The 11,885-nt window shown below is 57.0% G+C and carries 13 protein-coding genes; 3 read left to right on the top strand and 10 right to left on the bottom strand.

The annotated features are described in order from the left end of the window. Positions 1-10 precede the first annotated feature (10 nt). From HVY19_RS18750 to HVY19_RS18735, 4 genes are all read right to left on the bottom strand, one after another. Positions 11-694 (bottom strand): D-lyxose/D-mannose family sugar isomerase, encoded by a 684-nt coding sequence (locus tag HVY19_RS18750; RefSeq protein WP_181682104.1) that lies wholly within the window; start codon positions 692-694, stop codon positions 11-13. 134 nt (positions 695-828) lie between these two features. Further along, positions 829-1,770 carry an ABC transporter substrate-binding protein gene (locus HVY19_RS18745; RefSeq protein ID WP_181682103.1) on the bottom strand — a complete coding sequence of 314 codons (942 nt, stop codon included), beginning with the start codon at positions 1,768-1,770 and terminating at the stop codon, positions 829-831. A gap of 88 nt (positions 1,771-1,858) precedes the next feature. Beyond that, positions 1,859-2,854, bottom strand: a complete 996-nt coding sequence (locus HVY19_RS18740) for a ribose ABC transporter permease (RefSeq protein ID WP_181682102.1) — start codon at positions 2,852-2,854, stop codon at positions 1,859-1,861. Next, positions 2,851-4,371: a sugar ABC transporter ATP-binding protein gene (locus HVY19_RS18735; RefSeq protein ID WP_181682101.1), complete on the bottom strand. Its 1,521-nt coding sequence runs from the start codon at positions 4,369-4,371 to the stop codon at positions 2,851-2,853. The genes HVY19_RS18740 and HVY19_RS18735 overlap by 4 nt, the downstream gene beginning before the upstream one ends. A 114-nt stretch (positions 4,372-4,485) precedes the next feature. On the opposite strand from HVY19_RS18735, the gene HVY19_RS18730 reads away from it, so the two are divergent. From HVY19_RS18730 to yjdP, 3 genes are all read left to right on the top strand, one after another. Then, positions 4,486-6,741 carry an ATP-binding protein gene (locus HVY19_RS18730; protein ID WP_181682100.1) on the top strand — a complete coding sequence of 752 codons (2,256 nt, stop codon included), beginning with the start codon at positions 4,486-4,488 and terminating at the stop codon, positions 6,739-6,741. A gap of 175 nt (positions 6,742-6,916) precedes the next feature. After that, entirely contained in the window at positions 6,917-7,540 is a 624-nt protein-coding gene (locus HVY19_RS18725) for a GNAT family N-acetyltransferase (RefSeq protein ID WP_181684331.1), read from the top strand. 78 nt (positions 7,541-7,618) lie between these two features. Next, on the top strand, positions 7,619-7,948 hold the full coding sequence (yjdP, locus tag HVY19_RS18720; protein WP_181682099.1) for a DDRRRQL repeat protein YjdP: 330 nt from the start codon (positions 7,619-7,621) through the stop codon (positions 7,946-7,948). Here yjdP and HVY19_RS18715 read toward each other — a convergent pair. The 6 genes from HVY19_RS18715 to phnL all read right to left on the bottom strand — a co-directional run bounded on the left by HVY19_RS18715 (position 7,945) and on the right by phnL (position 11,831). Next, on the bottom strand, positions 7,945-8,232 hold the full coding sequence (locus HVY19_RS18715) for a type II toxin-antitoxin system RelE/ParE family toxin (protein ID WP_181682098.1): 288 nt from the start codon (positions 8,230-8,232) through the stop codon (positions 7,945-7,947). The genes yjdP and HVY19_RS18715 overlap by 4 nt on opposite strands. Next, a complete protein-coding gene (locus HVY19_RS18710; RefSeq protein WP_181682097.1) occupies positions 8,229-8,480 on the bottom strand; it encodes an antitoxin in 252 nt (83 codons plus the stop codon). The genes HVY19_RS18715 and HVY19_RS18710 overlap by 4 nt, the downstream gene beginning before the upstream one ends. A gap of 106 nt (positions 8,481-8,586) precedes the next feature. Further along, positions 8,587-9,345, bottom strand: coding sequence for a phosphonate metabolism protein PhnP (gene phnP, locus HVY19_RS18705; protein ID WP_181684330.1), 759 nt, complete (start codon positions 9,343-9,345; stop codon positions 8,587-8,589). Between the two features lie 124 nt (positions 9,346-9,469). Continuing rightward, positions 9,470-10,015, bottom strand: a complete 546-nt coding sequence (phnN, locus tag HVY19_RS18700; RefSeq protein ID WP_181682096.1) for a ribose 1,5-bisphosphokinase — start codon at positions 10,013-10,015, stop codon at positions 9,470-9,472. A gap of 2 nt (positions 10,016-10,017) precedes the next feature. Further along, on the bottom strand, positions 10,018-11,154 hold the full coding sequence (gene phnM, locus HVY19_RS18695) for an alpha-D-ribose 1-methylphosphonate 5-triphosphate diphosphatase (protein WP_181682095.1): 1,137 nt from the start codon (positions 11,152-11,154) through the stop codon (positions 10,018-10,020). Continuing rightward, entirely contained in the window at positions 11,151-11,831 is a 681-nt protein-coding gene (gene phnL, locus HVY19_RS18690; protein WP_181682094.1) for a phosphonate C-P lyase system protein PhnL, read from the bottom strand. The genes phnM and phnL overlap by 4 nt, the downstream gene beginning before the upstream one ends. Positions 11,832-11,885: the final 54 nt, after the last annotated feature.

Raw genomic sequence — 11,885 nt, 5'->3', positions numbered from 1 at the left:
CACTCCTTGTTCAGCGGAACAGGCGATATTCGTTACACAACACCAGATGTGCAGGTTCGTCTTCTTCGATGTCGTTATAACGGGCGATAGGCTGCAAAAAGCGGTTGTCGTGGTCATCATCGTTGACGGAAGATACTTCGCCAACCAGCACATCGCCGAAGCCTTTTTCCGCCCAGAAGCTGTGATAAAGACCGGGCGTCAGGCAGATGCTTTCGCCCGGCATCAGTCGCAGCTGGCTGCCAGCAGCATGGGTTTGCCGACATCCGTCGATGACCACGTTAACGTCAGTCTCGGCGGTCTGTTCGTGGGCACCAGCATTCCACAATTCGACAATCAGATTGCCGCCGCCACGGTTAATAATGTCCTCCTGCTTACGCCAGTGAAAATGCATCGGTGTGACCTGGCCGTCGCGGACATGCATGATTTTCTCTGCATAGCATTTGGCGTAAGGCATTCCTTTTGGCGAGCCGTTCCGCAGGGCGAAGAGGGTGAGGCCCTGAGCGGCGAAATCGTTACCGCCAAAGCCAGTAACGTCCCAGCCGAGCTTTAAATCGAAGACTTCGCGCCAGGTTTCTACATCTAACTGTTGCCATTGCGCGGGTGTAAAGCTGGCAAACGCCGGCAGATGCACGTTGTGCATGGAAAAGAACTGCCGGGTATGCCCGAGGATCTCGTTTATTGCGGAGCGTTTCATCGAAAGAATTCTCCTTAATATCATGCGGATGGCGCTGCGCCCGTAGGCCTGATAAGCGAAGCGCCATCAGGCGCAGGATTGCCGGATGGCGGCGTAACCGCCTTATCCGGCCTACAAGATCGGGTTGTGGCGGGTTATTTCACCGTCCAGCCCTTGTAGCTGCCGACGTTGTTTTTATCGATCATCGTCACCGGGATTAACACCGGCTCTTTTGGCGCGGGCTTGCCTTGCAGGATGTCATAGCCGATCTCTACCGCTTTAGCCGCCATCACCTGCGGATCCTGCGCGGGGGTGGCGACAAACAGCGAGTTTCCACGCTTCAATGCCTCTTCACCGTCTGGCGAGCCGTCCACGCCAACGATAAAGAATTCGTTACGCTGCGCCTGTTTTGCTGCGAGATCGGCGCCGATCGCCGTCGGATCGTTAATCGCGAAGACGCCGTCGATTTTCGGATTTGCCGCCAGCAGCGCGGTCATCACCTCCAGCCCGCCTTCACGACTGCCTTTGGCGTTCTGGTTATGTGAGAGGACGTTGATTTCCGGATGACGCTTGAACTCGGTCTGGCAGCCTTCCACACGGTTCTGCACCGCAGACACCGGCGGCCCGTTGATGATCACCACGTTGCCTTTCCCTTTCAGGCGGTCGGTGATGTATTTACAGGCCATCTCGCCTGCCTGGGTGTTATCGGAGGTGATGGTCGCATCCGCCCCTTCAGCGGCTACGTCAACGGCAACTACCACGATCCCGGCGTCTTGCGCGCGTTTCACCGCCGGGCCGATCCCTTTCGAGTCCGCCGCGTTAAGGATGATCATGTCGACTTTGGCGGCGATAAAGTTGTCGATCTGCGACACCTGCTGGCCGAGATCGTAACCGCTGGAGACCAGCGTCACCTTAACGCCATCGCCTGCCAGCTTACGCGCTTCCAGCTCCGCACCTTTGGTGATTTGCACGAAGAACGGGTTGGCCAGGTCGCCCACCGTCACGCCGATGGACTTCAGATCTTTTGCCTGCACGAACGGCGTTGCGGCAAGCAGTGCGCCAGCACAGAGCGCGGTCACGAGTGGTTTCAAACGCATCTTCTCTTCCTCATGTAGGATATTGTTGTTCTACGCCTGATGGCGCTGTGCTTATCAGGCCTAGGGACATCAGGCCGGATAAAGCACGTTATGCACTTTGATGATGCCGGGTACGGTATTTGTCGATCAGCACCGCTATGATGATCACCGCCCCTTTGATCACCAATTGCCAGAAGTAAGAGACGCCCATCAGCGTCATGCCGTTGTTTAGGGTGGCGATGATTAGCGCACCAACCAGCGTGCCGGTAATGGTGCCGATCCCGCCGACAAAGCTGGTGCCGCCGAGGATCACCGCCGCAATCGCATCCAGCTCGTAACCCATGCCTAAGTTGCCGTTGGCGCTGTACAGTCGCGAGGCGCTCATCACCCCGCCAAGCCCGGAGAGCAGGCCGCTCATGCCGTAAACAAACAGCAGCACCAGCCATACCTTGATGCCGGTTAAGCGCGCCGCCTGCATGTTGCCGCCGACCGCGTAGATATGTACGCCGAGGGTGGTACGGCGCAGGATGAACCAGCAGACCACCACTACTGCCAGGGCGATCACCACCAGCCACGGAACTGGCCCGAGATAGTTATTGCCTATCCACTCAAAGCTGATACTGGAGTTGATCACGGTCGTGCCATCGGCCAGCAGATAGGCTGCGCCGCGCAGCGCCGTATAGGTGCCGAGGGTGACGATAAACGGCGGCAATCCGGCAAACGCCACCAGCGCGCCGTTAAACAGCCCCAGCACCATGCCGAGCATCAGCGCGGCGGGGACGGAGAGCATGGCGAATTCCGGGATCAGCGATACCACCATCGCCGCCACCGCCGTGGTGCCGAGAATTGAACCGACGGAAAGGTCGATCCCACCGGTCAGAATGATGAAGGTCATTCCTGCCGCCAGCACGATATTGATCGACGCCTGACGGGTAATATTGAGCAGGTTGCTCTCGGTGAAGAAATTGGGTGCGATAAAGCCAAATACCGCCACGATCAGGATCAGAATTGGCAAAATGCCGACCGTTTGCATCAGATCGCTCATTAGCATTTTTTTCGCGGAGGCAGATTTTGCCATCTGCTGAGGAGTCGTTGAGTTATTCATGATTTCACCGCCTGGTGGAGAGAGTCGTGCACGCCCGTTGCCAGCGTCATGATATTTTCCTGAGTAATGTCTTTGCCGGTGAGTTCCCCGACAATATCGCCTTCACGCATCACATAGACCCGGTCGCTCATGCCGACGATCTCCGGCAGTTCGCTGGAGATCATCAGGATCGCCACGCCCTTGCGTGCCATCTCATTCATGATGCGGTAGATCTCGCTTTTCGCACCGACATCGACCCCGCGCGTGGGCTCATCGAGGATCAGAATACGTGGCCCGATCGCCACCCAGCGCGAGATCAGCAGCTTTTGCTGATTCCCACCGGAAAGCCCACCCGCCCGCACCTGGGCATGCGGTACGCGAATGTTGAGCAGCTTTATGGCGTCATCGGAAATGGTCTGCGCCTTTTTTCGATCGAGCATGCCCCAGTTGGCGTCACGCTCCAGGGTGGCCATGGTGATGTTTTCCGCTGCGGCCAGTTCTAAAAACAGCCCCTGTTCTTTGCGGTTCTCGGTCAGAAAACCGATTCCGTGGGCAATGGCTTCGCGAGGGGAGTGAATCACCACCGGTTCACCGTCGACTTCGATCATCCCGCCAGTCGCTTTGCGCACGCCGAAAATCAGCTGTGCGAGTTCAGAACGTCCTGCGCCAACCAGCCCGGCGAGGCCGACAATCTCCCCGGAGCGCACCAGCAGGCTGCAGGGTTGAACTTTGCTACCGTCCGTCAGGTGATGCACGTTAAGACGCGGGTTGCCCAGCGGGATATCACGCTCTTTATTGAACAGATCGCTTAACGGGCGGCCCACCATCATGCGAACCAGTTCAGCAGCGTTGAGGTTATCGCGGGTCAGGCTGCCGACGTATTGACCGTCGCGCAGCACGCTGACGCGATCGGAAAGCTCATACACTTCAGCCATGCGGTGACTGATATAGATAATCGCCATGCCTTCATCGCGCAGACGCATGATCAGTTCAAACAGGCGGTGGGTTTCGCGCGAGGAGAGGGCGGCGGTGGGTTCGTCCATCACCAGAATGCGACTGTTACGGTGTAGGGCGCGGGCAATTTCAACCTGCTGCTGCTCGGCGATGGTCAGCGTCATCACCCTGTCGCTGGCCTTAAACTGCGCGCCCAGCCGGTCGATGACCTTTTGCGATTGCAGCACCATCTCTTTGCGCTGCACCAGACCGCCGCGCGACAGCTCGCTACCGAGAAAGATGTTTTCCGCAACGGTCAAATTGGGGGCAAGCTGCATCTCCTGATAAATCAGGGTAATACCGGCGCTCAGGGCGTCTTTTGGCCCGCGAATGTGGAACGGCTGCCCGTCGATCAGAATGTCGCCGCTGGTGGCGGGATACGCCCCCGCCAGTACCTTCATCAGGGTGCTTTTCCCGGCGCCATTTTCGCCCATCAGCGCGTGGATTTCGCCGGGGAACACCGTTAAATCGACCCCTTTCAGCGCATAGAATTTGCCAAAGGCTTTGGCAATATTGCGCATCTCCAGAACCGGTGTCCTGCTCATGGCGGATCTCCTGCGAGGTTGTCGATATCAGCAGTCCATCACAGGAAAGTAAATGCAAAATGTCAGAAGCCGTTCATATTTGTCATATTGTGATTTTTATTCATGGAGCGTGATATGGCGCAGCCCGGTCGTCACTTTTTCGCCAGTGCGCGCGGGCGATTGCTGTTCTTTAATCTGCTGGTGGTGGCGGTCACGCTGATGGTCAGCGGCGTGGCGGTGCTGGGCTTTCGGCATGCGAGCCAGAGCCAGGAACTGGTGCAACGCCAGACCGTAGACGATATGACCGGAAGCATGAATCTGGCCCGCGATACCGCAAACGTGGCGACGGCAGCGGTGCGGTTATCGCAGGTTGTTGGCGCGCTGGAATATCAGAGCGAAGCCCAGCGGTTACAGGAAACGCAGCGTGCGCTGAAGCATTCGCTGGATCAACTGGCCGCTGCACCGCTGGCACAGCGGGAACCTGAACTGGTCACGCGCATAATTCAGCGCAGCAATGAATTGCAGCAGAGCGTGGCGGGGATGCTCCAGCGCGGACAGCAGCGTCACCTTGAGCGCAACGCGCTACTCAGTTCGCTGTACCAGAACCTGAGCTACCTGCGTCATCTGCAAAAGCTGATGAACCCGCCGGATATTTCATTGCTCGCCGAGATGGATCGGCTGCTGGTGGCAGCAATAGAAACGCCTACCCCGCGTTCAGTCGTCAAACAACTGGATGACATAATGCCAGCGCTGCCCCTGAGCCATGCCGTACCGCTGATCGCCCGGATTCTCGCTGATTTTAGCCAGGAGCTCGGCAAGCTTGAGCCGCTGTCGGCGTCGCTGGAGCAAAGCGATCTGGCGATAAGCTGGTATATGTTTCATATCAAGGCGCTGGTGGCGATCCTCAATCACGACATCATCCGCTACGCCGCACAGGTGGCGATTATTTCCGAGCAGCGGGTGGCGCAAAGCCATCAGGAATTGCGTTCTGGTGCGCTGTTTATTCTGGTTTTTGCCCTACTGGCGGTCGTTATTACCGCCTTTGCCGGCTGGTACATTTACCGCAATCTGGGTTCCAATCTGACGGCGATCTCCCGTGCAATGACCCGGCTTGCGCACGGCGAATCCGACGTCAGCGTTCCGGCTTTACAGCGGCGCGATGAACTGGGGGAACTGGCGCGTGCCTTCAGCGTGTTTGCCCGTAACACGGCGTCGCTTGAACGCACATCGCGGCTGCTGAAAGAAAAAACCAGTCAAATGGAGATCGACCGCACTGAACGGCAGGGGCTGGAAGAGGCGCTGCTGCACAGCCAGAAGCTGAAAGCGGTGGGGCAGCTCACGGGCGGCCTGGCGCACGACTTCAATAACCTGCTGGCGGTGATTATCGGCAGCCTCGAGCTGGCGGATCCCGACTCGCCGGATGCACCGCGTATCTCCCGTGCGCTGAAGGCTGCCGAACGCGGCGCGCTTCTGACCCAGCGCCTGCTGGCATTTTCGCGTAAACAGTCACTACATCCGCATGCTGTGGAAATGAAAGCACTGCTGGAGAATCTCAGCGAACTGATGCGACATTCATTGCCCGCGACCCTCACGCTGGAACTGGAGGCGCAGTCTCCCGCCTGGCCCGCGTGGATCGACGTCAGCCAACTGGAAAACGCGATTATCAATCTGGTGATGAACGCCCGTGATGCCATGGACGGGCAGACGGGAACGATCAAAATCCGCACCTGGAACCAGCGTGTCACGCGCAGCGATGGCCGCAAACAGGATATGGTGGCGCTGGAGGTGATCGACCACGGCAGCGGCATGTCCGAGCAGGTCAAAGCGCAGGTGTTTGAACCTTTCTTCACCACCAAACAGACCGGCAGCGGCAGTGGTCTGGGGCTATCGATGGTGTATGGATTCGTCCGGCAGTCCGGCGGACGCGTCGAAATCGAAAGTGCGCCGGGGCAGGGCACGACGGTCAGGTTGCAGCTACCGCGCGCCATTGTGCCAGCCTCAGCGCAGCCGGAGCCGACGGCCGTGCAAACCAATACCAGCGACGAAAAGCTGGTTCTGGTACTGGAAGATGAAGCTGACGTGCGTCAAACGCTGTGCGAGCAGCTCCATCTGCTGGGGTATCTAACGCTGGAAGCCGCGAATGGCGAACAGGCGCTACACATGCTGGCAGCCTCTTCAGAGATCGACATACTGATCAGCGACTTAATGCTGCCCGGCGCGTTAAGTGGAGCAGATGTTGTGAATCACGCGATCGCGCGATATCCCCATCTGACAATATTACTCATCAGCGGGCAGGATTTACGCCCGGTGAACAACCCCGCACTGCCTGACGTGGCGCTACTGCGCAAGCCGTTCACCCGGCAGGAACTGGCGGAGGCGTTGAAAAAATGAAAATATTCAATGAATTGCTAATTAAATGCGAGAGCGATTCAGATTATTAAATTTCACGCGCTGAACCGACACTCACTCAGCGCGTTCACGGATCCGGTGATGCTAATCTGCGCAAACGTCGACTGATTAGGATATAAAGGGAATTATGCAGGTACTCACTAAAGGGGACTCACAGATGATTGTGATGCCAACAACCTATAGCCCAATGACCGTCTCGCGTGCGTTCCGCGTGGTGGAGGAATTTGAACTTTCAGGGCGCGTATTGAATGTCATTTACGACAGTCAGACACCCAGAGCGGCGATTATAGAAGCCGACGTAGAATTATTTGACGGTATACCTCGACATAGGGTGATCGCAGCGCTGGATTTGCAGCATAAAGTCGCGTTAGGCAAAGATATCGTTGCCGTTGAACGATGCTGGGAAGACGCAACGGTGGTTCAGGTAGACGGTGTCTGTGTAGAGCGTGCAGAGCGAGAAAAAGGGTTGGCGACACGGCTTTACGAGGCCCTGGTATTGCGATGTGGCGTTACGCTCGTCAGTGATTTCGAGCAATATGATGGCGGGAAAATGCTTTGGCAAAAAATAGCTCGTGAATCCGACCAGATCGCTGCGTTCGTACTGGATATCGAGCAAGGCGCATTTTGGCCGTATGACGGGACCAGGGTTATTTATGACGGAGGCTGCATTCCCGAAGAGCGTATCTGGAGCCAGTCTCCGGACCAGACATGCCGTAGCGTTATTCTGGTTGCTGAAAACAAAAAGCGGGTAAGCCAACTGATTGAAGAGCCTCCACGATAACGAATTTGAGATTCCTCTACTACTCGCACAATTCACCGTTCACTAACGTAGAGCCAGTCCCCTTTTGAGGCTGGTTCTATGAAACGCTACTCCACGCTCTTTTTATTCAGCCTGCTGTCGCTGACCACCCTTCCGGCGCAGGCCGATATTATTGATGATGCTATTGGCAATATTCAGCAGGCGATCAACGACGCCTACAAACCTGAGAGCGATCGGGGTTATGACAATGAGCGTGACGAGGGTTGGCAAAACGAAATGAGTGACGACCGTCGCAGACAGTACGATGACCGCCGCCGCCACTTTGAAGACCGGCGTCGGCAACTGGATGAACGCCAGCGTCAGCTTGATCAAGAACGCCGACAGCTTGACGACGAAGAGCGCCGAATGGAAGAGGATTACGAGCGCTAACGCAGGCGTTCGCTGGCGAGGTGATAAACTTCGCTGCGTTCGCGTTTCCCGACGGCCACGACAGCGATCACCAGCATGCCATCAATAACCTGGTAAACAAGACGAAAGCCAGACGTTTTCAGTTTGATTTTGTAGCAATCTTTCATACCCCGCAGCCTGGCTGAAGAGATATGTGGGTTGTCACAGCACTTCTTTAATTTTTTGGCAAACTGCTGTTGAATGGGGGTATCTAACTTTCGCCATTCTTTCAGCGCATCCTCCCTGAACTTTACCGTATAGCTCATAAGTAGCTGTCCAAATCTACGTCAACCAGCGGCTGTTGACTGCGCTCCTGAACCAATTTAACTAATTGCTGATCGTCGAGCGCATCAAGCATTTTTTCGTAAAGCTCTGCGGGGACACAATAAAATGCAGGTTGGTTACGGTTCAGAATCGCAACAGGGTAGCCATCACCTGCGTTAACGGTCGCCATGGGATTTTTTTTCAGCTCGCTTACGCTGGCGGTGGTATCGCTCAAAATAATGTGCGGCATTGTCGTTCCTTAAGACTGGTTAACTGGTCTTAATATAGTTTGCATAAGACTAGTTAACAAGTCTCGAAAAGTGAACGCCTTTCATCACAGGTCAGGGTGGTGCAGGTTAATCCATCACAATTCTCATCCCGTCATATCCCGCTTCAAACCCTTCCGGCAGGGGGTTCTCCATCAGCCAGTCGTCGAACTGATGGCTGATATGGGTGAGGATCACCTGCGGGCAGCGGATCACTTCGTTGAGCGCAATAACCGTGTTCAAATCGCAATGGTTACGCGGCGCTTCCGGACGCGGTTCATGGCTACAGTCGATAACCATTACCTGTGGCCGGTTGTTTTGCAGAAACGTCAGCGTCTTGTTGGGCAGACCGGCGGTGTCAGTCAGCCATGCCACACGGCTGTGGGCGGTTTCCAGGAAATAACCGAACGTTAGCTTTGAGTGAATCAGTGGCAGCGGCGTGACCTGCAATCCCTGCAAATTGACAGCAACGAAAGGTTCCAGCTTGCGACTGAAATCCAGAATGCCAGGATGCTTAAACAGATCGTCACAGCCCTGTTCGTCGGGTGGACCGTAAACCGGGATAGTCGCGCCCACGCCCCAACGCAGCGGGAACAGCCCCTGGACGTGATCCATATGGTAATGGGTGAGCAAAAACTGCCGGAAACTCCCCACTGGCCAGTCATCCATCAGATGCGGAATGCCCGCGTCCAGTAGGGTAACGGTATCGTTGAATTTGATCACCCCGCTACAGGGGCGACGGCGATACTGTTCCTGCAAGCGTGCACGACGGCAGGCTGCGCAGTCGCAGCCAAACACCGGCACCAGTTGTGCGCCGCCGGTTCCGCTTAATGTGATGCTCAGGCTCATCATTTATCCCCAAATTCTGTCATGTCGGACGGTACCTGGTAGGCCTGATAAGCGCAGCGCCATCAGGCAAAAGCTGCCGGATGGCGGCGCAGGCGCCTTATCCGGTCTACGGTCCGGTGCGCTATCAGGCAAAAGAATGTTTGCGCCCCATGAGCGCTAACAAATTATCCACTGACTGTAGCAAACACCCGTCGTTATTAAGCACATGGCAGTCAAATGACGCGTAACGAGATGCCCGTTCAAGACGGGCGGCGATCTCCGTTTCAGTTTCCCGCCCGCGCGCCTGCAGGCGCTGGCGCAACACCTCTGGCGATACCTGTAAACACACGGGCAGTAGCGCCGTGCCATAGCGGTCCTGTGCCTGCGGCAGGTGCGCGCGCGAGCCGTTAACCACCACGTCAAAACCGCCGTTGAGCCACAGGTCGATCTCCACGCCAACGCCGTAGTACAAGCCGTTGGCATGCCAGCTTAGTGCCAGCAGATTATGCCCGGCACGAGTAAAAAACTCCTGTTCGCTCAGGGCGATATGGTTCTCGTTTCCGGCGTTGGCCGCGCGGGTAATGTAGCGATGCGCTACCAGAAGCTGTGCATGTTCCTGCTGACGTAATTTCGCCAACAAACTGTCTTTACCGGAGCCGGACGGCCCCATCAGCCAGATCAGTTTTCCCATACTCAAAATACCCTTTTACCCTGACGCCAGACATGATCGATATGAATGTGATCGCCCTTGCGGTGCGCCAGTACCAGATCGGCGCGTTTCCCTTCGGCAATAACGCCGCGATCGTTAAGGTTCAGCGACCGCGCCGGGTTGCGGGTCACCAGGCTAATTGCCTGCGGGAGGGTAAAGCGGTTGGTTTCGTCTGCCGCTACGCGAAACGCGGCATCCAGCAGGCTGGCGGGGTAGTAATCCGAAGAAAGAATATCCAGCAGCCCCAACTCCGCCAGCTTATGCGCCGCGACGTTACCGGAGTGCGAACCGCCGCGCACGATGTTCGGCGCGCCCATCAGCACGTTCATGCCATGCTTACGCGAGGCTTCTGCTGCTTCAAACGTGGTGGGAAATTCGGCGATCACACTGCCAAGCTGGTGGGATTCAAGGACATGATCGTGGGTGGCGTCATCATGGCTCGCCAGCGCGATATTGCGGTCACGGCACAGTTGGGCGATGGCGCTACGGTTGGGTTGCGACCAGCGGGCGGCAAGCGCGAGCTGTTCTTCTTCGTAGCGCGCCATCTCTTCGTCAGTGAGGGAATATTTACCCTGATAGTACTCGCGATACTTCTCGCGATTGGCGAACTGACGCTGGCCGGGAGAATGATCCATCAGCGAAACCAGCGTAACCGGCTCGCGACTGACCAGCTTTTCAAACAGCGGCAGGGTGGTGTGGTGCGGCAGTTCGCAGCGCAGGTGCAGACGGTGCTCGGCGCGGTTGACGCCGCGCTTCTGTGTCTCTTCCACGGCGTTGATCATCTTCTCCAGATTCTCGAGACGATCGCCGCCGTCGCGCACGTCGCCAATCGCCACCGCGTCCAGCACGGTGGTAATGCCGCTGGCGACCATCATGCCATCGTGGCTGCTCATCGCTGAATGGGCGGGCCAGTCCACCTTCGGGCGCGGCGTAAAGAATTTGTCGAGATTATCGGTATGCAGTTCGACAAGCCCCGGCAGCAGCCAGCCGCCTTCGCCGTCCAGCGCCTCGGGCAATTGGCTTTGGGTTTCGGCAAAAGCGCGAATCACACCGTCCTGCATTTCCAGCGATCCCTGCACCACTTCGTCTTCCAGCACCAGCTTTACGTTGTTGATGATCATGGTGTTGTTCCCATCAGATGCAAACGATCCGCGACGCGCTCGCGTACGGATTCATCGTGAAAAATGCCGACGATTGCCGCGCCGCGCGCTTTGGCTTCTTCAATCAGCGCCACCACCGCTGCGCTGTTTTTGGCATCCAGCGAGGCGGTCGGCTCGTCGAGTAGCAGAATTGGGTAATCGACGATAAAGCCGCGGGCAATGTTGACGCGTTGCTGTTCGCCGCCGGAAAAGGTGGAAGGGGCAAGGTGCCACAGGCGTTCCGGCACATTCAGACGGGTCAGCAGGCTGGCCGCTTTCGCCGCGCATGCTTCGCGCGAAACGCCAAGATCCAGCAGCGGCTGCATCACCACGTCCAGCGCGGATACGCGCGGGATCACCCGCAAGAACTGGCTCACCCAGCCGATGGTCGCGCGGCGCACTTCCAGCACTTTGCGCGCCGGGGCCTGCACCAGATCCACCCATTCATCACCGTGGCGGATACGGATCTGCCCTTCATCAGGGAGATAGTTGGCGTACAGCGAGCGCAGCAGCGTCGATTTTCCGCTGCCGGAGTGACCGTGGAGCACCACGCATTCGCCGCGTTTCACCGCCAGTGAGGCGTTTTTCAGCACCGGCAGGCGCACGCCGTTTTGCTGGTGGAGCACAAAAGTTTTACTGACGTTTTCGACGTGAATCATGTTTGCCTCGTGGTTTTTATTGCCGGATGGCGCTGCGCTTATCCGGCCTACAAA

The sequence above is a fragment of the Citrobacter sp. RHB25-C09 genome (assembly GCF_013836145.1).
In the GTDB taxonomy this organism is placed as follows: Bacteria; Pseudomonadota; Gammaproteobacteria; order Enterobacterales; family Enterobacteriaceae; genus Citrobacter_A.
This window is presented reverse-complemented; position numbering and strand designations above follow the sequence as displayed.